This is a genomic window from Syntrophomonas wolfei subsp. wolfei str. Goettingen G311, from assembly GCF_000014725.1.
In the GTDB taxonomy this organism is placed as follows: Bacteria; Bacillota; Syntrophomonadia; order Syntrophomonadales; family Syntrophomonadaceae; genus Syntrophomonas; species Syntrophomonas wolfei.
The window spans coordinates 799,056-821,450 of sequence record NC_008346.1 but is presented as its reverse complement, the minus strand read 5'-3'; the positions used below and the strand labels follow the sequence as shown (position 1 = coordinate 821,450).

The 22,395-nt window shown below is 41.1% G+C and carries 22 protein-coding genes; 1 reads left to right on the top strand and 21 read right to left on the bottom strand.

Features of this window, described 5'->3' with window-relative positions; all coding sequences use genetic code 11:
• Positions 1 to 10 precede the first annotated feature (10 nt).
• The 20 genes from SWOL_RS15220 to SWOL_RS03545 form a co-directional block, all read right to left on the bottom strand.
• The gene (locus SWOL_RS15220) at positions 11 to 241 is read right to left on the bottom strand and encodes a DNA-3-methyladenine glycosylase (RefSeq protein ID WP_162010596.1); all 231 of its coding nucleotides are present in this window, start codon (positions 239 to 241) and stop codon (positions 11 to 13) included.
• A 109-nt stretch (positions 242 to 350) separates the two neighbouring features.
• The gene (locus SWOL_RS03630) at positions 351 to 1,997 is read right to left on the bottom strand and encodes a transposase (RefSeq protein ID WP_011639746.1); all 1,647 of its coding nucleotides are present in this window, start codon (positions 1,995 to 1,997) and stop codon (positions 351 to 353) included.
• Positions 1,925 to 2,806: a methionyl-tRNA formyltransferase gene (locus SWOL_RS03625; protein ID WP_011640146.1), complete on the bottom strand. Its 882-nt coding sequence runs from the start codon at positions 2,804 to 2,806 to the stop codon at positions 1,925 to 1,927. The genes SWOL_RS03630 and SWOL_RS03625 overlap by 73 nt, the downstream gene beginning before the upstream one ends.
• A complete protein-coding gene (locus SWOL_RS03620) occupies positions 2,797 to 3,681 on the bottom strand; it encodes a DegT/DnrJ/EryC1/StrS family aminotransferase (RefSeq protein WP_011640145.1) in 885 nt (294 codons plus the stop codon). The genes SWOL_RS03625 and SWOL_RS03620 overlap by 10 nt, the downstream gene beginning before the upstream one ends.
• Complete coding sequence (locus SWOL_RS03615; protein ID WP_011640144.1) at positions 3,663 to 4,628, bottom strand: GNAT family N-acetyltransferase; 966 nt, start codon at positions 4,626 to 4,628, stop codon at positions 3,663 to 3,665. Before SWOL_RS03615 ends, SWOL_RS03620 begins: the two co-directional genes overlap by 19 nt.
• A 44-nt stretch (positions 4,629 to 4,672) precedes the next feature.
• On the bottom strand, positions 4,673 to 5,713 hold the full coding sequence (locus SWOL_RS03610) for a hypothetical protein (RefSeq protein ID WP_011640143.1): 1,041 nt from the start codon (positions 5,711 to 5,713) through the stop codon (positions 4,673 to 4,675).
• Positions 5,714 to 5,833: 120 nt separating this feature from the next.
• Positions 5,834 to 6,613, bottom strand: a complete 780-nt coding sequence (locus SWOL_RS03605) for a class I SAM-dependent methyltransferase (RefSeq protein WP_081424771.1) — start codon at positions 6,611 to 6,613, stop codon at positions 5,834 to 5,836.
• Between the two features lie 50 nt (positions 6,614 to 6,663).
• Positions 6,664 to 6,825 carry a hypothetical protein gene (locus tag SWOL_RS14210; protein WP_155814121.1) on the bottom strand — a complete coding sequence of 54 codons (162 nt, stop codon included), beginning with the start codon at positions 6,823 to 6,825 and terminating at the stop codon, positions 6,664 to 6,666.
• A gap of 13 nt (positions 6,826 to 6,838) precedes the next feature.
• A complete protein-coding gene (asnB, locus tag SWOL_RS03600) occupies positions 6,839 to 8,719 on the bottom strand; it encodes an asparagine synthase (glutamine-hydrolyzing) (RefSeq protein WP_011640141.1) in 1,881 nt (626 codons plus the stop codon).
• A gap of 2 nt (positions 8,720 to 8,721) precedes the next feature.
• Positions 8,722 to 9,888: a DegT/DnrJ/EryC1/StrS family aminotransferase gene (locus SWOL_RS03595; protein WP_011640140.1), complete on the bottom strand. Its 1,167-nt coding sequence runs from the start codon at positions 9,886 to 9,888 to the stop codon at positions 8,722 to 8,724.
• Positions 9,881 to 10,894 (bottom strand): NAD-dependent epimerase/dehydratase family protein, encoded by a 1,014-nt coding sequence (locus SWOL_RS03590; RefSeq protein ID WP_011640139.1) that lies wholly within the window; start codon positions 10,892 to 10,894, stop codon positions 9,881 to 9,883. The genes SWOL_RS03595 and SWOL_RS03590 overlap by 8 nt, the downstream gene beginning before the upstream one ends.
• A gap of 220 nt (positions 10,895 to 11,114) precedes the next feature.
• Complete coding sequence (locus SWOL_RS03585) at positions 11,115 to 12,335, bottom strand: transposase (protein WP_011640138.1); 1,221 nt, start codon at positions 12,333 to 12,335, stop codon at positions 11,115 to 11,117.
• 156 nt (positions 12,336 to 12,491) lie between these two features.
• Positions 12,492 to 13,580 (bottom strand): NAD(P)/FAD-dependent oxidoreductase, encoded by a 1,089-nt coding sequence (locus tag SWOL_RS03580; protein ID WP_011640137.1) that lies wholly within the window; start codon positions 13,578 to 13,580, stop codon positions 12,492 to 12,494.
• A 231-nt stretch (positions 13,581 to 13,811) separates the two neighbouring features.
• The gene (locus tag SWOL_RS03575; protein ID WP_011640136.1) at positions 13,812 to 14,783 is read right to left on the bottom strand and encodes an NAD-dependent epimerase; all 972 of its coding nucleotides are present in this window, start codon (positions 14,781 to 14,783) and stop codon (positions 13,812 to 13,814) included.
• Positions 14,784 to 15,043: 260 nt separating this feature from the next.
• The gene (locus SWOL_RS03570) at positions 15,044 to 16,039 is read right to left on the bottom strand and encodes a Gfo/Idh/MocA family protein (protein WP_011640135.1); all 996 of its coding nucleotides are present in this window, start codon (positions 16,037 to 16,039) and stop codon (positions 15,044 to 15,046) included.
• Between the two features lie 17 nt (positions 16,040 to 16,056).
• Positions 16,057 to 17,373 (bottom strand): nucleotide sugar dehydrogenase, encoded by a 1,317-nt coding sequence (locus tag SWOL_RS03565; RefSeq protein ID WP_011640134.1) that lies wholly within the window; start codon positions 17,371 to 17,373, stop codon positions 16,057 to 16,059.
• Between the two features lie 79 nt (positions 17,374 to 17,452).
• Positions 17,453 to 18,037 (bottom strand): acyltransferase, encoded by a 585-nt coding sequence (locus tag SWOL_RS03560; RefSeq protein ID WP_011640133.1) that lies wholly within the window; start codon positions 18,035 to 18,037, stop codon positions 17,453 to 17,455.
• A 279-nt stretch (positions 18,038 to 18,316) separates the two neighbouring features.
• Positions 18,317 to 19,501 carry a DegT/DnrJ/EryC1/StrS family aminotransferase gene (locus tag SWOL_RS03555; protein WP_011640132.1) on the bottom strand — a complete coding sequence of 395 codons (1,185 nt, stop codon included), beginning with the start codon at positions 19,499 to 19,501 and terminating at the stop codon, positions 18,317 to 18,319.
• A 73-nt stretch (positions 19,502 to 19,574) separates the two neighbouring features.
• Entirely contained in the window at positions 19,575 to 19,925 is a 351-nt protein-coding gene (locus SWOL_RS03550; protein ID WP_041427358.1) for a four helix bundle protein, read from the bottom strand.
• 67 nt (positions 19,926 to 19,992) lie between these two features.
• Positions 19,993 to 20,523 (bottom strand): helix-turn-helix domain-containing protein, encoded by a 531-nt coding sequence (locus SWOL_RS03545; RefSeq protein WP_011640130.1) that lies wholly within the window; start codon positions 20,521 to 20,523, stop codon positions 19,993 to 19,995.
• Positions 20,524 to 20,951: 428 nt separating this feature from the next.
• Here SWOL_RS03545 and SWOL_RS03535 point away from each other — a divergent pair, with 428 nt between their 5' ends.
• On the top strand, positions 20,952 to 21,368 hold the full coding sequence (locus tag SWOL_RS03535; RefSeq protein ID WP_011640129.1) for a hypothetical protein: 417 nt from the start codon (positions 20,952 to 20,954) through the stop codon (positions 21,366 to 21,368).
• A 268-nt stretch (positions 21,369 to 21,636) separates the two neighbouring features.
• Here SWOL_RS03535 and coaD read toward each other — a convergent pair whose 3' ends face one another.
• Positions 21,637 to 22,122, bottom strand: coding sequence for a pantetheine-phosphate adenylyltransferase (gene coaD, locus SWOL_RS03530; protein WP_011640128.1), 486 nt, complete (start codon positions 22,120 to 22,122; stop codon positions 21,637 to 21,639).
• Between the last annotated feature and the right edge of the window lie 273 nt (positions 22,123 to 22,395).

Genomic DNA, 22,395 nt, shown 5'->3' with positions numbered 1-22,395 from the left:
AGTAAGAAAGCTAACCTAACCTTAATCCATTCGTGTTCAAAACGTTTCGGGCTAAATACTTATTCCCTTGGTAAACAACTTCATCAATACTAACAATCGTATCTCCACATTTTACATATACAGAGTCGCCTTCAAAGCCAACGATTTTTCCGGGGGTCATAAAATAAGATGGGGTTTCAAGGCAATGAGCTTTTGTAATAATGATGTCACTGCCAAATAGGCGTGTTTTCCTTAAGCTCAACCTTATGGTAAAATTTTTCAGTACATTGATAATAGATTTTACTTGAAAAATGAGCTTTTTGGGACCAAATTAACCCATACTAAGAACCATAATTGTCATTTTCACCCTTTTAATTTGGATTTGGGCACAATAACCCCTTTGTTTTTATCTTTGGTTTTTTGATCTGTTTGGTTAAAGCCCTAAATATCTGTTTGAAATTATGACCAATTACCTTAAAACCTATTTGTAAGGTACATTTGATTTTACCGCGCACTCTTAATCTTTTTGCACCCTGGCATCCTTTGATGGCCGAATTTGTTCCCTCAATCGCAGCGCGTTTGCTGATGTTTTCGTGTTTTATGTGAGGATCGTTTACTGTTTCCCGTACTTGAGATGCCAGTATGGATTTCTTGGATATCCTTACTACCATATCTCTCTTCTGTTCCTTTAGAGGACAATTGCACCGATGAGGACAGTTATTACAGACTTCTTTAGGAAAATGACTAGTAGTTATCTTGGTTTTGCTATTGTACTTGCTGCTGCTGGGAATTTGGCCTCCCGGACACTGTACCATTTCCATATCTTTGTTAAAGACAAAGTGATGAGCTGGTAGCTGTCCTTCGGGGGCTGTTTTGCCAGTCATATCAGTGTAATGGAGCTGGATTTCTATACCTTTGGAGTTGGCTTTATTTATCACATTCTCTCCGTAGTAACCGCCATCAGCGTAAATATCGCTGGCATTGGTATTATCTTTGATAATATCCATACGGTCCTGAAATATTTCTACATCGCTCTTGTTATTGGGTTCGACTGTGTAATCAACTATAATCTGAACATCATTTTCGCTATTACAGGTTTCGGTGAATGTGGCTGTATAACCCGATTCTTTTTTCCCGGCCTTATCCCGGTAAGTAGCATCTGTATCATACGCTGATTGTAGTGAATCGGAACTGACTTCTTTGCTTGCTTTGGCTTTGAATCGCCCGCTGTTTTCATCGCAATTAGCCTGTTCATTGAGGAAGCGCAGCAGGATTTTCACCTTTTCTAAATCAGCGATAGTTTTATGGTTTTGGGATAGGACATATATTTCACTCATTAAATCCAGTACAGCCTGTAATCTACTGTCTAACTGGCTATTCTTGGTCTGGTATAATAATTTGTTCTTGAAGGAATCTTCCAGTACTTTGTTTAGATTCTCGCTGCGATAAGCGACGGGTATGGCTCTTACTGCTTGTGCCAGTACATCATGAGCCAGGGAAAGACGACCGGCTTTCTTGATATTGGGACTAATTAAAGTGGAATCTATGCGTAGTTCATCAGTTTTAAGCCCGACTAAACCAAGGAAATTCCGGGTAAGTATTTCAAACTGTTGAAAAGCCAGAGCCTCCTTTTCGGGATATTCTTTGGAATAACGAACCACTCTCTCTCGAAAGTTGTACAAGGTCCGTTCTCCCAAGTATATTTCACCGATATTTTCTATTCCCAGAGCATATTGTACCTGGTAATTAAAATAGTACTGATCTAGCAGTTCCTGGTCAGTGTAATCAAACAAGTGTTTAATAATCTCCAGGCCTACTAGTATATTGATAGGAAAGTTGGGCCTTCCCCATTCCAAACTATAGAGCGGAGCAAATAGTTCTTCTCTAATAAGGCAGAAGACCTGTTCATAAAATACCATTGACCAGGAATTTTTAAGCCGTTTAGCTACAACGGAGTTGAACCGCTGGAAATCGCTAAATACTTTTCCTTGAAGATGATCATTATTTGGCTTAAACAATTTGAAAAACCTCCGAATTTCTGGTTTATCGTTGTGTTTCTTCTATTTTCTCTATAATACTTCGCTATTCGGTAAGGTTTTTCCTGCTTGCTGATACGACTTTTTTGACTTTTTGCAGTGACATCAATAATCAATTTCTTATCTTTATAATAAGTGAATGCTCCTGATGTATAGGGGGGAGTTAACGCACGAATTATATTAAATATTCTACGCGCTGGCCATTTCCAATTAATCTCACTGTCAGCTTCTGTTCTACGGGTTCCATAGGTAGCTAGACTATGTCTTTGTTCAACGGCTTTTAACTCACCATTTTCTATTTTTTGAAATATCGTACCAATTTCCTTATAAAGTAGCTGGTCAATTTTATTTCTTAATGTAATTATATCATCGTCTTCCTTTATTAATACTTTACCCTGGTGATAAATTGGGCCACTATCAATTCCGTCATCAACTAAATGAAGGGTATAACCTACTTCTTTTTCATCATTAATAATTCCCCATACTAATCCGTGCATCCCACGAAATCTAGGTAGGAGGGCATAATGAATATTATAAAACCTTGCTCTTTGCAACACATTCATTTCTATAAGCGGTGCATATGAACACATTATAATATCTCTTATTCCGTCATTAACAAGTTCTATATGATCCAGAACTAGTTTTGCTCCCAACTCATTAGCTAAAATCTGTTGATCCGTTTGATTACTCATATTAACAGGGCCAATATGAGTAACTCTATGTCCACCGTTTACTAATCCCCTGGCTAGTTGAATAAATTCATTACCATTACCTAATAATGCTAATTGCATATTTTCCCTCCATTTTTAATTGTATTGGTGATTAATTCAAACAGATTAATACTTGCTAATGGATTAGTTGGAATATATACTAAGTCGTTTCGTAACGTAGCACCAAACTCTATCCAGGGAAGTGATGTTTCAATTTTGGATTTTTCACTTGTTACTATTCCTAAAAAATATGGTACTGCCGGGTGGGAAGGCTCAAATATATTGCATAGATCATTTACTTGAGATTTCAACAATTCTGCTCGTTCTATTCTGCCTTTATTAAAAAACTTATATTTCGGCAAGTACTTTTCCGCACCAGCTATCCCTATATTTGTAAGCTGGGACAAATTAGAATTAAGAACCGGCAGTTTAATGTTTTTAGTCGTTCTCAATAAGCCCCCTGCACGTGCTGGGCTTATTTTGGGAAGAGAAAAAAGTGCATAGTCACCAAAAGAACCTATTTTCTTACCATTGATATCACAGCCAATAATATGAGCGCAGTCTTCAATAACCACAATACCTCTTTCCTTCAAATTACATACATAATTTTTGATATCGGGGTAAACATATCCAAACTCATGAATGACTATTACTACCTTGGTGTTAGGACCAACCACTCTGCTTATTTTAGCGTAATTGAAACAAGTAATGGATACACATGTTGACACATAGCGTTCATCACTTGTGGTTAAAATAGCAATTTCGTCTTCACGTGATATATTTAGATGCCTTAAAACTCCGTCCAGCAGCCATTTTCCGTTTGGACCATAATACTCTTTCATTGGTTGAGAGTCGCCAAATGGATCACCATCTGTTTGCGCTTCGATTTTATGCTCCCAAGCGGGGGTTAATAAACTATACATAAATATTGGAATTCTTATGGCTGTCTTTTCCATTCAAAAGTCTCCCTAAATTGTCCTATCTTGGTAAAGTGCTCTTTAAAGGTGAAAATATTGGGCCTTGCCTGCATATTTACTGTGGACGTCCCGAAATCAAAAAAACTAAACCCTTTTTCCCGGCTACTTTCCAATGTTGTCATAACCAGTAAACTTAATGCTTGATATTTCTGATATTCTTGAAACTGACATAAATAAAATGAACTATTTGTGAGCTTATTTATTTCGAAACAAGCTACTCCAGCTACAGGTATCCCATCTTTATATGCAACATTGGTATATATCCGGCCAGGTAACAAATCCATAAGCAAATTAAATTCTTCAATACTATGAGTTGGATTGGTTCCATGTTTAAAGTACGTTGATGATAATACTTGCCAAAAATCCCTTATATCAGCATTTTGTCTAATTTCAATGTCATTCTTTTCTGCAGTTCTTATTGTATTTCTTACTTTTGAGGGAAGGCATTCAAAAACAGGCCTATTTTCAAAATAATAGACACTCGAAATATCGCGGTTAATCGATTTAAACCCAGCTTCTAATAGATTGAAGTTAAATGTATCCAAAGAAGATTTTGAACAGCAGGCTATCGGAGGGGTAATAATAAAGCGGTCTACTTGATGCTGTTTCAGGTAATCTAGGATAAGTTGTACAATCTCCTTTCCTTTTCTATAACCAGGATATGATTGGAAGACAACTCCTCCATAACTTGCTCCATATGGAGAACGTGCTAAACATTCTCCATCTTGTTCTTCAATGGTTAATGAAATCTGCGCAAAAGGTTGGGTACCTTCACAGATATATAAGAACTTCCCCCTATCCTTAAATCGTTCGCCATGATAAGATAGAAATTTCTCCAAATGGAAAATGGTCCCATTTATAGAATTACCAATAAGCTCATCCCATTTATCCAAATTCTTATCGCTAGCTTCAATTATATTAAGCATTAATTATACCTCCAAATAGCTCATGGGGTTACTAAAGAAACTCCTTAAAAATCCATTACCAGACTATTTTTTAATGCGTATTGTATAGCTTGTTCATAGTCACCCGTCACCCTCATACCTCTTACCATTTCTTCGCCAACCTTAAGACCGGCTGTATGTAGATCAATTACCGGGCGAGGGCCTACATAATCTGTGGTAACTGTCATAAATCCCGGCATTACCTTTCGTGGCGGCATTTTCAATATTTCATTTTCCTCCAAACTTATATAATCTATTTCGCCACATATATGAATTATAGTTGTACTGGAATGAATCCAATTTACAGGTATACCCGTTTCCCCGCCTATTACAGAGAATCTAGCTTTATGTTCAGCAATTACTATAGCATCACATTGGCTGATAAACCCCTTCAATTCATATGATATTTCGTCCTGTAAAGGATCGAAGAGTATAGCTTTCGCCTCATTGGCTTGCATAACTTTCATTATTTCTATCCCAAAATGACCAGACCCCACAACGAGTATTGTAGAGCGGAAAACTTCAATATCTTCCTCTAATAATAATTTCAATGCCAACATACCTACATACCTGAATATCAGCAATTGGGGATGTGTTTCACAAGTCCCCAAAACTGGGATTCCTTTTTGTTTGCAAGCTTCCAAATCTACGTCTTCCTGCCTAAATTCCCACGGTTCCCACATCAAACTAATGGCTGAATCCCGGGGTAACAATTCTATCAGTGTCTTATTTATTGGTCTTACAAATCCTAAATTAGTAACTATATTAGCGTACCGTGCGTATTTTGAAGAATCATCATCTGAGATAGTAATGCGATTTTGAATATTTAGAAATTTAGCTAACCTCATCGTATATTCAATTACTTCCTGAGCTTTTCCATATCGTGAATCACGAGTTACTGCAAAAACTTGATCCGCTCCCGCAACGGCAGCAATTAGACATGTTGTTACGAATGGGCCAGAAGCAGTTTCAGTTAGTACCGAAATCCCCTTTAAATCCAGCTCAAATAAATTAATTGCATTCTTAATCAATTTTTCAGTCCTAGAAAGATTAGATATTTTTCTCATCAAATACTACTACCCCTTTAACTAAGGCGGATTCTCCTAAAGAAAGAATCAAAATAACTGTATGTGAATAGACAGGTTTCTTTATACCTTTTATTGCCATCAATAACGCATAACTACTTTTTATTCCTTTTTTGCTACCACAGTTATTCCCGCTTCCTGGACATTCATTCGCTCAATCTTTAAACCCGCTTGATTACACCAAGTCATTATTTCTTCAGGCGTATGTCTATGGCAATTTAAGGGTCGGTACCAATCAAAATTAACATGATTCATTTCATCAATCGTCCATTCCGGATTATAAAATGCTTTACATATGTACCAATAAAACAGCCTCTGAATATTAATCCTCCCCGCAGGTATCCCTAAAAGCAATATAGGTTCTGGTATTTCAACTTCAATATTAAGATCACCCAATATCTTTCCTAGAAGCGTTAAACTTCGCAATTCATTCCATGCCTGGGAATCATCCATATTAATTAACTGATTCCTTACATAATCATCTGTAAATTCACGAATTGGAGCCTTCGTTTTATAAACATAAAATAAAAAATGCCCTCCCGGTATAAGGAGCGTTGTTAAATACTTTATAGCTTTTTCCGTTGAGTCAGTATGATGTAATACCCCCTCAGAAAATATTACATCAAACTTGGGCTCTGAAAATGGTAGTTTGGTTAAATCTGCCTGAATAAATTCGCCATGGCACCCTGCTTCTTCAAACCTCATTTTGGCAATATCAACTGAATTTGAAATATCGGCACCTAAATAATAAATATCATTGAGATGTTTTCTGAATAAGAGTAAAGCCGAAAAACCACTACCACAACCTGCGTCTAATACTTTGGTTCCCCTGGAAAGTAATAAGTCTAATTGATTTGCTTTTCCATTAAAATACCGCTCTATTAACCAATTTTTAGCTTGTAATTGTACTTTATCAGATTCATACGTATCTCTTAAATTCCATTTAAAGCCAAAAGAATCTTTTGGCTTTGATCTGAAGAGTAAACCAGTTCTTGCCGTAGTATTCCATCTGCAATTTTATATTTTATACCATTAATCTCAATACTCATTCCATCTGCATATAAATCAACACCCATTTCTTTTGCCCAAAACATATCTAAACCTCGCTTACTTAAAATTATGTTGACAATAGTATTCAAAATTCAAAAGTGACCAGATAAAAAGTCTCTGGTTAACCCTGCCTGATAGATGTTCTTCCATCAAGTTTTTTACGTACGTATAATCCAAATAATCATATATCTTGGCATTGGGAGCAAATAGGGTTCGCTTTACATACTCGATGCTCTCACCTTTAAACCAAGAGGCATCAGGGGCAGAAAATCCCTGCTTTTCTGCATCTGTTATTTGTGCAGGGATGTAGCGTTCCATCATTTTTCTGAGCAGCAATTTGCCATCGTTGGTTTTTTCAAAGTATTTCTTCGTCTTGGATCCTGGTTCATTTTCATTTAAGCGTACCACTTCCGATAAGTTGCGTAATTTCATGGATACCGGAATCTGCATGGCGAAATCCACCAAATCATTATCAAGAAACGGTGCTCTGGTTTCCAGGCTGTGGGCCATGCTCAGTTTATCTTCCACTACCAATAAACCATGTAAAAAGGTGCGGGCTTCGAAATAAAGAGAATGATTTACATAGTCCTCCGGGCTATTCAATTGCTCCTTACGATTCTTAAAAACATCTCGGAATATATCCCTGGTCCATACACGGCTTACATCATTCCAGATGGGTTTGAATACCCTGCTTATGGCCTGATTAGGTATTAGCCGCTGCCAGAATGCATAGTACTTGTCGATATAGTTTTCAAAATCATCGTTTACCACAGCCCGGTAATAACGCCAGGGATATCCTCCAAAGAGTTCATCCCCACCACCACCGGACAGGACTACCTTAACGAACTTGGAGGCTAATTGGGCGGCATAGAAATTCGGGTAGCTCTGACCCACCCTGGGTTCTTCCAGGTGCCAGGCCAAACTCGGCATGACTCTTTCCATATCTCCGGCTTTAAGTACCATTTCGTAGTGCTCAGTCTTAAAAAGGTATGACATATATTCTGCTTTTTCCCGTTCGTCAAAACCCAGTTCCAAACCTGAAGCTGAATTCAAATCAAAGCCACATGTAAAGGTTTTTATGTAGGGCAAATGTTTTGCGGCAATGGCAGTAATGGAGCCTGAATCCATTCCTCCACTTAGATAAGAACCTATTTCCACATCGCTTAGCAATTGTCGCTTCACTGCCTGGGTAAATAGTCGATCCAGTTCCTCCAGATATTCCTGCTCATCGACTGCCTGTTCCGGTTCCCTGAAATCATAATCCCAGTATTGTACCGGTGACAGGGAAGATTGCTGCCGGCCTAACTCAACTCTGCTCCACGATGCAGGTGGGAAAAGATATATGCCTTTTATCAATGTCTTGTCAGTAAAAATATTTTGAAAGGTGAAATACTCCAGCAAAGCTTCCTTATCTATTTCTTTATGTACACTGGGATGAGTTAAGATAGCTTTTTGCTCGGAGGCGAAAATGAATTTATTATCTGCAAAACAATAGTAAATGGGTTTAATGCCATAACGGTCGCGGGCCAGGAATAATTCCTGCCGGGTACGATCCCATATGGCAAAGGCAAACATACCGTTAAAACGGTGAACGCATTTTTCTCCCCATTCCATATATGCGTGCAACACTACCTCAGTATCGGTTCGGGATCTAAAGCTGTGACCGCATTTTTCTAATTCACTCCGCAAATCCTGGAAATTATAAATTTTTCCATCATAACTTATGGCAAAGTTTTTATCATCGCTCACCATGGGCTGATGTCCTGCCGGAGATAAATCTAGTATTGCCAACCGGCGATGACCCAGGCCGATAAAGCTGTCAATATAGAATCCTTCGCCATCAGGCCCCCGATGGGCTATAATATCAGTCATTTTGCGTAAGGTTACCGGTGATACTGGTTCACCATTTAAGTTAAATACTCCGGCTATGCCGCACATCTTTACAATCTCCTTAGAATACTTATTATATATTTATAATCCTCTGCCTGCATGCAATTATGCAGGGGCAGGGCAATGCTATGCTCATATACATCTTTCGCTATAGGATAATCCTCATCCCGTAGATTATATTTATCCTGGTAATACCCCAACATGTGAACCGCTTGGGTTCCTGGTCGGGTTGATATGCCGTTTTCCTGCAAGTATTCCATCAGGCGATTCCGGCTCAAAGGTGCCTTTTTTTCATCCACCATACAAACATAAGCCTGCCAAGATACCTTACATCCTTCAGGACGGGCCGGGATTCTTAGCCATTCCAATCCGGCTAATTTCTGGTCATAATACCTTGCCCAATAATCTCTTTCGGAAATAAATCCTTCCAGCCGTTTTAACTGTATTAAACCAAGAGCACCCTGTAAATCGGTCATTCTATAGTTGTAACCCAGAACATTAAATTCGGGCAGTAAATAGGGGGCATTGCCGTGATGTCGCTGCTCTTCGGATACTGACGCCCCATGATTTCGCAGACAGTTAATCCTTATGGCCAACTCATCATCATTGGTGGTACACATCCCACCTTCACCGGTAACCAGAACTTTGCGGGGATGGAAGGAAAAGCAGCCTACATCACCCAAAGTTCCCGCCGTCTTGCCATGGTATAATGCTCCGGAGGCACAGGCCGCGTCTTCCACTACTTTCAGGTTATATTCTCCGGCCAGTTCAAGTATTGCCTCCATATCGGCATAGAGGCCGAAAAGATGTACCGGAATAATGGCCGTAACCTTTAGGCCTTTTTTAATTGATTCTTCAATTTTCGTCCTGGCACTGGCCGGATCAATGTTATAGGTATAGGGGTCTATATCACAAAATACCGGTATTCCCCCGCAGTACTCCACTGCGTTGGCAGTGGCCACCCAGGTAAAAGAGGGAACGATAACCGCATCACCTGTTTTTACCCCTACAGCCAAAAGTGCCAAGTGTAAAGCTGTTGTACAGCTAGTAGTTGCCAAGGCATGTTTTACCTGATGATACCGGGCAAATTCATTTTCAAAGGCGGCTACTTTTGGGCCCTGGGTGAGCCATCCGGTTTCAATTGGTTCTCGTAATGCCTGCCATTCTTCTTCTCCCATTTTAGGAGTGGCAATCTGAATCATTTTACGCTTATTCATCGCTAACCCCTGCTTCTTTCCTGCGCTGTTCTACCTCTGCCTTATGGGCATTGCGCCATTCGATGAGCTTTATGAGGCCTTCGCGCAGAGGCATCTGCGCCTTAAAATTTATTTCCTGTTCAGCTTTTACCGGTGAACCGATACGGTTTTTTACAAAGGTAAGTCCCTGGGGTTCGTACTTGATTTTCTGGTCTGATCCGGTTATTTCCAATACCAGTTCCGCTAATTCTTTGATAGTAGTGCGTATACCGGTACCTACATTATAGAAGCTATCGGTGCTGTCAGCTTTCATAGCGCAAACATTGGCGCGGGCACAATCACCGACATAAACAAAATCATATGCCTGGGAACCGTCACCGAAAACCACCGGCGGCAGCCCTTTGTCGAGACGATCCAATATTTTCATTATTACTGCTACATAGGTACCGCGATAATCCTGACGGGGGCCATATACATTCATATAACGAAGACCTACATAATTAAAATTACTTTCTCCCTTGTATCTGTGGTATAAGGCTCTGGCCATATGCTCTCCGGCAATTTTGGTGGCCCCATAGAAATTGTTGTTATTATAGGGGTGGTCTTCGGTCATGGGTTCTTCTACGGCATCTCCGTAAACGGATGCGGAAGAGGAATAGACCAGGCGTTTTACTCCGTTATTGATACAGGCTTCCAAGACATTGAAGGTTCCACCAATATTTACTTCAAAAGCGGAACGGGGGTAGTCGTAACAGTGGAGCAACCAGAGGGCAGCGAAATGAAATACTCCATCAATGTTCTTCATAGCCATATCAAGTATATCTCTATGCAGGAGTTCTCCGCCCAGGTCAAATATCTTAACCCGAGGGTCTCTCATGGCATTAGTTGAATTCTCGATTCTGCCCCGGCTGAAGTTATCATATATTATTATTTCCCCTACATCTTCCTTACAAAGTTCGTCTACGGTATGGGAGCCTATTAGTCCCGCTCCGCCTATCACCAGAAACCGTTTGCCTTTAATATCCATAATTAACTCCTTTCTTATTTTTCTTATTTAAAAACTAATTGAGACTTTTGCATAACTCAAAAAAATCCATATAGCAAAAGCAAATATTTGAGTAACACAGCGCCGCCGCTTTACAGTAAATTACAGTTAGTCAATCTAGTTACATTCGTTAATAAATAATTTCAGTAATTGGGCATACTCCTCCCTTTAAAGGGATAGTTCCTAAAAAACTGATAAAATATTATGCTGCTGATGATCTAGTACTGCTGTCTTGGTTTATTGCTATTACAGCTGCAATCATAGTTATAGCACAGAGATAAGCGTGGGTTTCAACCTTAGTTATTTTTCTAACGTTTAGCCCGTCTTCTAAACCCAAGTTTTCCTTAAAACGGCTGAAACAGCGTTCTGAGTAGGTTCTCAAATTATATTGCTTCTGCCAGTTAGCAGAGCCCCGGTGGGGACTTGAAAATAACCTGGGATCGTCTTTAACTTTAGTTTTTACCACCATTCTATAGTTGCTATCAGAACACCAGGCGGAGCCAAAAGGACAGTCGCATTTACCCATAATATGAGGACATCTAAACTTGTTTACTCCCTGATAGGAACCCCAGTACACCATCCGATACCTGGCAGAACAGATGGGAGTTCCATCCCAATCAAAACCTTCTGGAGGTTGTTTAGCACCCCGCTTATTCAGGGCAATGATAGCTTGGGCGTGGTATTTATCTCTGATTACAGAATATATTTCACGGTGGTCATAGCCAGCATCCATCAGGAAGTAAACTATTTTGGACTGAGTATTGGCACAACATTTCTCAACCAACTCCAAAGCTACACTGGAATCAGAACAATTGGCCGGTGTTACCTTCATTGCTATGGGAAGCCCGGACTTTACATCGGTGCCAATATGGAGCTTGTAGCCAAACCACTTGATAGGGTTGCCGTTGGTATCACTCTTAATACCCCAATCAGCGGCATTACCATTCTGGATGATATTCTTGCGGGGAACGGACTTTTCATAAGCTTCTACCTTGGTAGCGTCAATTGCTACTGAACTAAGATCAAGAAGGCCCATTTCCTCTGCTTGTTTAACCAGGGAAGTAAATAATGTTTCTAAACAACCGCTCTGAGCAAGTTTTGAATAAAACCGGCTAAAACATGATTTGCTAGGCGCGGTACCAAATGGTTCAAAACCGCAAACATACCGTAGATGAGGATCATAAGTAAGTCGTTCAACCAGTTGAGTAAAGGTACCCATGTTCTCTAGTCTCATAGCTATCAGGGCATTTAACATCGCATAGGCTGGGTATGGTTTTGGTCTAACTTTTATCTCGCCAGGTTTATCTAATTTGCAAAGAACTGGTTTTAGATCAAGGGTGTTAATTATTTTCTCAAGCCTTGATTTTGGTTGTATTTTTAATGCGTCCTCAAAGGAGAAAATACAGTTCTGTCGAATATTCATAAGTGACTTCGCCTCCTACGGGTTATTTGTTTTGTCACTTATTAATTCGGCAAAATGGGGGTGAAGTCCTTTTTCTGTACGACTAAAATCCCATTATTTTGGGTCTTAACTAATGTGCAAAAGTCTCAAGTGATTAAATAATTATTTCAAATTATTTTATATTAATTCTTTGACATAGTCCCCGATAGCCAAACAAGAGGTTAGCCCAGGGGATTCTATACCAATAAGGTTTATCCACCCGGGATATCCCGGGTCACTCTCATCCTTGATTACAAAATCCTTCATTTCCTCTCCAGGGCCTTGAATTTTCGGTCTAATTCCGGCAAAATCAGGCATAAGATCTTCCATTTTTAATGAGGGTATATATTGTCGTGCTGCCTGAAAAAACTCAGTACCATGGCTTTCATTTACCGAGTAATTTAAATCTTCAACATAATAAGCATTCGGTCCCAGGCGTAAATATCCTTCCCTATCCATGCTTAAATGAATGCCCAGGCTATTGGAAGTAGGAACCGAATATACTAGATGTTGAATCTTTAGCTTGCGCTTTATTTTGAAGTAATCTCCTTTACAGGGGTGCAAGTGATATCCACTCTTTATTGTGTCTATTCCTATTAATTGTGCAATTGTTTCTGCTCCCAAACCAGCACAGTTAATAACATTCTGCGCATGTATTGTCTCTCGCTGAGTCCCTATTTCGTAACCGCTTCCGGTATATACTGCTTCCTTTACAATTGAGTAAAAAAGGTAAACTACACCAGCCTGCCGACCTTCAAAGAATAGGGCCTGCATCAACTCATGTACATCCACTGTACCCGTATTAGGAAAGTATAGTCCAGAATAGGCTAAAACTTCTGGTTCCATTTCTAAGACTTTTCTTCCAGTTAAACGATTTACGCTTACTGTGTTTGATAACGCGTTATTGTACAGAGCATCAAGTTGCTCCTCTTCGCCCTGGTTAAGCGCCACAAGTATTTTGCCTCGCCGATAATGTGCAACATTTCTTTGTTCACAGAACTCATATAATAAACTATTACCCCGTACACAAAGCTGGGTCTTCAACATAGACGGAGAATAGTATAAACCAGAGTGAATAACTTCACTGTTCCGGCTGGATATTTCTTGACCGTATTTGTTATTGCGCTCTATTACAACTACTGTTTTTCCTGTTTTGCTTGCAATCTTCCAGGCTATAGCCAGTCCCACCACTCCGGCACCAATTATGGCTACATCAACTTTATTCAAAACTTTTTACCATCTCCCGATATAATAATCGTATTGTCGATGTAAAATCCTCTTTAGTTTAATAACACATATATCTGGGACTTTTGCATAATAAACTTTTGCGTGAAATTCGTTCAATATATAGCGGACATAAGAAGATAATAATACTATATATTGTACTTTCAAAAGATATGTGTACTGTTTTTTTGAATTTTGTAAAACCCTCATATCTAACAAAAGAAGACGCCATACTCATAATAGTTTTATACTTTGGATCCACTCCCAATTATCTTTCATCCACTGAACTGTTCTCTTTATTCCTTCCGGTAAGTTAGTCTTTGCTTGCCATCCTAATAAATTTTGTGCTTTACTTATGTTTGCCCATGTAGCTGAAATATCAGCCTTATGAAACTCTTTATATTGAATTTCAGTTTTTTTTCCAGTGTACTCTTCAATTAACTCTATAGTCTTGGATAACGTATCTGGATTACTATTACCCAAATTAATAATTTCATATCCCATAGGCTTTAATCCTAAAACAGTCCCCCGGGCAATATCATCCACATAAGTAAAATCCCTACGTTGACTACCATCACCGAAAACCTGCAAAGGAGTTCCTTCCATGATCCACTTTATAAAACGAAAAATACTCATATCTGGACGTCCTGCTGGACCATAAACTGTAAAATATCTAAAAACAGTTATATCAAGTCCATATAAATAATGGTAGGTATATGCCATCATTTCTGCTGCTTTCTTAGATGCTGCATATGGAGAAATAGGAGTATTTACAGGTAATTCTTCTTTAAACGGCATTTCTTGTCCTGCATATAAAGAAGAGGTAGATGCTAATACAAACTTCCTTACTCCAAATTCCTTACAGAGTTCTAGAAGATTTAATGTCCCATGAGCATTGGTCGTCATATATATATGGGGATTTTCCATACTATACCTTACACCTGCTCGTGCAGCAAGATTAATAACGGCGTCCGGTTGATGAAACTTAAATATAAATCTTATAGCTTCAATGTTTTCTACATCTGCTGTATAAAGTACAAATTTGTTTTCTTCTTTTAGGGTGGCAAGGCGCCAATACTTGATCTGTACATCATAATAGTCATTTAGATTATCTATCCCGATAACGGTATAACCCTGTTTTAGTAGTTCTTTAGATACCTTACTACCGATGAACCCTGCAGCACCAGTTACTATTACGGTTTTCATTACCTTCAACTCCTTTAGACTTGAGGTGAGAAGAACAGGAGAAAGACATTTTCACCTTGCCTCCTAAGTCTATTTCTCAACTTTCACTGTAGGAATCGGTGTTTTTCTCGAGCTAAGAAGAGGTTTCGATTCCTAAATGTTTAAAAATTTTTATAAATATGTCTTTATCATAATCATATACACTATATTCTAAGAAACTAATTTACATATGAAGATTTTATTATAATATTGAAATATGTATGATTTAAAGCCAAGAAGTACTAACCACTGCTACTATATATTTGTTCAAGTAAATATAATGACTTTCTCCCTTCCACTCCATTACTAATTGGCTCAGATTTTTCTAATAAACATTTGATAACATCTTTATAATACAATCTATGGCCAAAACCGTAGACTGAGCTCGGGTGTGTATTGGCTTTTTCCAATTCTAAATCATATGGCTGATGGTCTGTAAATTCCCAGTGCTCTATTTTGTTCATGGCTACACCGCTTATGCAAACGGTTCCTTTTTCTCCTAGTATTGTTATAGATCCTTCCAAATTTTTTGGGTAGGTAAGCATGGTTACATTTATACTTCCGATAGTGCCACCTTGAAAGCGGATTATAGCTGAACCAGTGTCTTCAGCTTCGATATTTCGAGCCAGGGTTGCGGTTATAGACTTTACTTCTTCTGTAGGGCCGCCGAACCATTGTACCATATCTACATAATGTGCAGCCTGGTTCATGAAGGCTCCGCCATCGAGTTTCCAGGTGCCACGCCAGGTGGCCATGTCGTAATAGTCCTGGGGACGGGTCCAGAAGATGTTGGAGGTTATCATGTATATTTGGCCGAAGCGGCCTTCTTCGAAGGCTCTTCTGACTAGTTGGATGCTGGGGTTGAGGCGGTTTTGGAGCACTACGAATAGTTTTACTCCAGCTTCGTCACAGGCTTTTATGAGTTCATCTGCTTCTGCTAGCCTGCATGCCATGGGTTTTTCGGTGAGCACGTGTTTGCCGGCTTTGGCGGCCTGGATGCCGTGCTCGGGGTGGAGGCCTGAGGGGGTGCAAATGGAGATCAGGTCTATATTAGTGTCTGATAACATCTGGTCATAGCTTGTTGTCCAGGTGGGGATATTGTGTTGTTGTGCTGCTTCTTGGGCGCGGTCTTCGATTATGTCGCAGCAAGCGATGCATTGGGCATCGGGTTGCTGGGCGATAGCCTCGAAGTGGTTTTTGGAGATTCTTCCGCAGCCAATCAATCCTATTTTTATCACAGTTTTCTCCTTTTTCCCTAAAGTAGTTCTACATTCTCTCGATTTAGTATATCTTTCATGGCGTTTTTGGTGTCGAATATGTATTTGGCATTCTGTTGCACGAAGTTGTAGTCGATTCCTCGGGTATGGTTGGTGGTTATAACTACTAAATCAACATTTTGAATTATTTCGGCGGTCAGTTCGGAAAGACCTTTTTTTGTATGGCCGCGATCCTGGTATTCTTTGACGAAGGGGTCGTAGTACTCGACTTCGGAACCAACTTTCTCGAACTCTTCAATGACCTTTATGGCCGGGCTTTCGCGGTAGTCATCTATGTCTCCTTTATAGGCTACGCCTAATATGAGGACTTTAGAGCCGTTCAGGGCTTTCTTAAAGCGGTTTAAGATTTTGCCGGCGCGTTCTACGGTGTATTCAGGCATACGGTCGTTTACCATCATGGATGCTTCGATCATGGAGGTATGGAAGCCATATTCCCGGGCTTTCCAGGATAGGTAATAGGGGTCCAGGGGGATGCAGTGCCCGCCCAGGCCGGGACCGGGGTAGAAGGGGGTAAAGCCGAAGGGTTTGGTTTTGGCGGCTTCGATTACCTCCCAGATGTTTATGTCCATTTTATTGCATAGCATGGTTAATTCGTTGATAAGTCCGATGTTTACATTGCGATAGGTATTTTCCAGGATTTTTTCCATTTCGGCGATTCGGGGGGAGGATGCTTCGAATACTTCGCCTTCGAGTACATTGCGATACATGGCGGCGATTACCTCGGTAGCGTCTTTACCTACTCCACCAACTACCTTGGGGGTGTTTTTGGTCTGGTAGATGAGGTTACCGGGGTCTACCCGCTCGGGGGAGAAGGCCAGGTAGAAATCTTCTCCGCATTTTAGGCCGGAACCCTGCTCCAGTATGGGCAGCATTAGTTCTTCGGTGGTACCGGGGTAGGTGGTGGATTCTAATACTACCATGCTGCCTTTTTTTATGTATTTAGCTACCGCTATAGTAGAATCCCTGACATAGCTTATATCAGGCTGCTGGTATTCGTCCAGGGGGGTAGGAACGGCTATGGCTATGAAATCTACATCTTTGACGAAGGAGAAGTCACAGGTAGCGGACAGCAGGCCGTTTTCAACCAGGTCTTTCAGTTCGCTGTCTACTACATCGCCTATGTAATTGATGCCCTGGTTGACCATGTCAACTTTGGCATTCTGGACATCAAAGCCGATGGTTTTGTAGCCAGCTTTGGCTTTTTCGACGGCCAGGGGCAGGCCTACATAGCCCAGACCGACCACGCCGACGATGATTTGTTTAGAGTTTATTTTGTTTAGCAAGGTTTGTTTCATTGCCTATATCCTTTCTTTATGAAGTAAGGGGTGAGGGGGCGCTTCGCGCCTTTCCAAGCCTCTAACTGGTGATGACTTCTCACTCCTTACCCCTCACCCCTGACTCCTTACTAAAGATATATCTCTCATCGCAGGAGGGGCATTGGGCTTGTCCTGCTTCATTGAAGGTTAGGCGCTGGCCGCATTGGCAAACATAGCCTATGATTCGGCTCGGGTTGCCGACCAGCAGGGCGTAATCGGGTACATCTTTGCTGACTACGGCGCCAGCGCCGATCAGGGCATAGCGTCCTATGGTGTGCCCACAGATGATGGTGGCATTGGCTCCGATGGTGGCTCCTTTTTTTATCAAAATGCTTTTAAACTCATCTTTACGCTCTATGAAGCTGCGGGGATTGATGACATTGGTGAAGACGCAGGAAGGGCCTAAGAATACATCGTCTTCACATATTACCCCGGTATAGATCGATACATTATTTTGTACTTTTACTCCGTTCCCCAAGACTACCCCGGGAGATATGACTACATTCTGGCCGATGTTGCAGTTTTCGCCGATTTGGGAGTTCTGCATGATATGGGAGAAATGCCATATCTTTGTGCCTTTGCCGATCTGGCAGGGTTCATCTATGTAGCTGGATTCATGGACGAAATAGTCTTTTTCGGGCATTGCCAGTTCTCCTTTACTTTGATGGTAATTCGATGGGGACAAGGGAACAGGATCTTGATTTTCTTAAATCCAGCTCCGCCAGAGTGCTTCGCGTCCTTCTAGCGGTGTCCACAGGGACAGGACCGCTTTCGGCCCCTGGCGGGGCCTCAAGTCGGCTCTGGCCCCATGAACACTGGGCCGGGTAAGACACGGGGACAGTTCCATCGTCTTCCCTTCGGTCCTTCGCTTCGCTCGGAGACGCTGGTACCGTCCCCCTGTCTCACCTTTACGCCTTACTCCTTACTTTTCTGTTAAAGTTGCAATTATGTATTCTCGCTCCTCAGCCGTTAGTTCCGGGAAACAGGGTATGGCAAAGGTTCGCTGGGAGAGGTATTCGGCAACGGGCAGGTCTCCCAGACGGTAACCCAGGTTTATGTACGCTTTTTGTAGGTGCAGCGGAACCGGATAATATATACCGGTAGCTATTCCCTTGGAGTTCAGGTATTCTGTTATAGCCGGGCGGTTTTCGCTCTGCAAGATATAGAGATGCCAGGCATGCTTTAAGTTATCCATGGCTGCCGGTCTTTGCAGGTCGCTTTCCTGCAAGGCTTCATTATAGTAGCGAGCGTGGTCTTCCCGCTGCTTTTGGTATTCATCCAGTTTTCTTAGTTTTATTCTCAAGAGGGCGGCCTGCAGTTCATCCAGGCGGGAGTTGTGCCCTATCAAATAGTTATAGTATTTCAGGGGATTGTAAACGGTATTATCTCCTGCCGGCTTATCACTTATGCCGGCATCAATATTATGGAGCAGGTTATAGGCTTTTTGCCCGGCTTCACCGCTGCCATGAGTTCTTAATGCCCGGCAGATGGCAGCCAAACGGTCATTATCGGTGGTAATCATACCACCGTCACCGGCGCAGCTCAGGTTTTTGGTGGGGAAGAAGGAAAAGCAGGCAATATCGGCCAGGGTCCCGGTTTTTTTGCCCTGATACTCGGCGCTGACGGCCTGGCAAGCGTCTTCTATTACGTATAGGTTATGTTTGGCAGCGATATGGTTTATCTTGTCCATCTCGCAGGGTTGGCCAAATATATGTACAGGCATGATAGCTTTGGTTTTGTCAGTGATAGCTGCTTCTATCAGGTTTTCATCTAAGTTGTAGGTATCCGGGCGTATATCGATAAATACCGGGGTAGCACCTACGGCTGATATGCTCTCCGCAGTAGCAAAGAAGGTAAACGGGGCGGTGATGACTTCATCACCGGGGCCTATACCCAGTGCTTCCAGGGAAATTACCAGGGCATCGGTGCCGTTGCCTACGGCAATGGCGTGTTTGACGCCGCAGTAGGCGGCGAATTCTTCTTCGAAGGCCTGGACATTGGCTCCCATGATATAGGAACCGGAGGCCAGGACGGAGCAGACGGCTGCTTCGGCTTCGGTCTGGATGGCGGCGTATTGTCTTTTCAGGTCTATGAGTGGTATTGGCATTATTTTAATCCTTCCTTTTGGAACGGTTGTTTAACGGTAGTTGAGCAGTTGTTTAGCGATTGTTTAACCATCGTTAAGCTATCGTTCTAATAAAGTTGCTCATTTTTACAGCAAGATTTTTTGACTTTTTAACAAAATCATCATATTCTTTCTGCTCTATATATCCAATTTCTAAAGATATCTCCATTTGACAAACTAACTCCATCAAAGACCCGTAAGCTATATTAATGAAATGAGCCTTTTCTTTATTACTCATTCTACTTGTTCCTTCAGCAATATTTGATGGTATTGAAACAGCGGCTCTACTCATCTGTTGTACTAGAGCAAATCTTTCTTCACTAGGAAACTTTTTAATCAATCGATAATTGTCCTTCACAATATCTTTTGATAGATTATAAATTTCTAATTTTTGAAATCCAAACATATCCTTCCTCCAGGAACAGTAGTTTAACAATTGTTTAACCATCGTTTAACTATCGTTTAACTATCGTTCAGCCCTTCCATAGCAGCAAGGTCTTTTCTTTTTCGAATTTATCTCGAAGTTTTGCGAATTCTTCCTGGTCTATTACCAGGGTTCGTATTTTCCGGTGTATCAATTCTTCCGCTTTCTCTACCAGCTGCTGGAGGTAGGCTTTGTCTATGTTCCCGACCAGTACCAGGTCTATGAGCCCGGAGTCGATACCCTGGGCATAGTCGCCGGTAATAAGGGCTATTTCGACATTGCCCAGTTCTTTAATGATGGATTCCACTATTTCATCTATGCCCAGGTACTTCTTGACTATGTTCTGGATATCCGGGAATAGGGTGTGTTTCTTGTTTACTCTATAATTAATGCTGCGGCCTTTCTGGCTGCTTTCCAGGAGACCGGCTTCGGTCAGGCGGTTCAACTCCACGCGGACGCCATTGGTGGATTCGCCGAATTCCGTGGCCAGCCCACGCAGGTGGGCCGTGGTTTCGGGATTCAGAAAGAATTTCAGTATTAGTTTCAGACGGGTTTTGGATGTAATTAGTGATTCGAGCAATATTAGTGAGGGGTGAGGGGTGAGGAGTGAGGGGGTTCCTCATTCTTCAGCCGTCTCTTCCTCTTTATCTTCCTTTCGGTTTATTTTTACGCTTTTTGGGTGAGACATGGGGACGGTTCCATCGTCTTCCCTTCGGTCCTTCGCTTCGCTTCGGAGACGCTCGAACCGTCCCCAAGTCTCACCCTCTGTGCCTCCCATTAGTACTACACAGCTATGGATTTTCATATTATGTCTTTATGAGTACTATTTTTACTCATAATGTTGAATTTGGCAAGTGTTTTTTTGCAAAAAAAAAGCGGGGACTATTGCCCCCACTTTAGGGAAAAGTGGACAGTGAACCTGTTCCCTTGTTTCATCAGGTATTTTAAAACTTTTATTGCATACATTATGTACATAATGTACGATAGGGGTGAAGGAAGGTGTTTTTTATGCAAACGATTAATGCAACCGAAATAAGAAACAATTTCAGTTATTATATTGATACTGTGGTACGCGATAAACCTATTGCTGTAAAACGCAACCGAGATGTGTTATTGTTTTTCTCGGAGCAGATTATTAAAGACTTATTGCAGGATTTAAAGATACATGCAGAACTGTCTAAAGAAGATGGAATAATTATAGGAACCATAGATGGTTTTGATTTAGTAGTTTCCGGGGAATCGGAGCAAGAAGTTATACAAAAATTAGCAGAAGATTTACTGGAATATGCGCAGGATTATATGAATGATTTTAAGCTCTTCTATAACGCTCCTAACCGGAAAACTCATTATCCTTATATATTAAAAGTTCTTTTATCATCCAACATTGATGAAGTTAAAGGATATATTTATGCCGAAATGGTCTGATCTCAAACGATTTTGTGAGCGGGACGGCTGGGAACTTTATAAAACGACAGACCACTTTTTCTATCGTAAACATATGCCCGATGGCACTTTAAAATTAACTAAAGTGTCTAATAGCACTGGCGAAATACCTAAACCGCTTTGGGAAGCAATTAGACAAAAACAGCTTAAAGTATCACGGGAGTACTTTAATAGAACCAAATAAAATATCCTATCTCAATAATCTTTGCTACCATGGAGTACACGGGCTAAGTTGAAGTACAACAATTGTTCAACCATCGTTCAGCATCTTCTCTTCCAACCCGGCTTTAACCACAGCAGGGACCAGTGAGCCTACATCCCCTCCCAGCAGGGCGGCTTCTTTTACCGCACTGGAGCTGATAAAGGTGTACTGGCTGTCGGACATAAAGAACATGGTATCAATATTTGGTATCAGTTTTTTGTTCATCATGGCCATATGCATCTCGTATTCAAAGTCAGTCACCGTTCGCAGGCCTCGTATAATAGCACAGGCTTGCTTGTCCGCCAGGTAATTGGCCAAGAGTCCGCTGAAAGCATCTACCCGGACATTGTTCAGGTGCCGGGTGCTTTCCTCAATAAGCTTTACCCGTTCATCCAGGGAGAAAAGGGCCTTTTTGGTGACATTATGTATTACCGCTACGATAATTTCATCAAATATTTTGCTCGATTTCTCCAAAATATCAATGTGCCCATTGGTTACCGGGTCAAAGCTCCCCGGATAAACAGCCAGTTTCACTGTAATCGCCCCTTCCATCGTATGGGGACAGTCCTTTTGTCACTAGTGAGATTGGGACGGTCCTTTTGCTAGATCTAACTACAGTTCATGGGACAAATCCAATAGCTCAAAGCGAAGAATAACTCAAAAGACAGCGGCATCTCCGCTATGCCTATCTTTTGCAGTAGTCAAAATCACTACTTATAGCTTAATTCTTGTTCCCCAACTGCAGTTGTCCGTTTCTTTATTATTTTGTATTTTATCATGATTAGGGTTTTAATAATCAAAATTTAT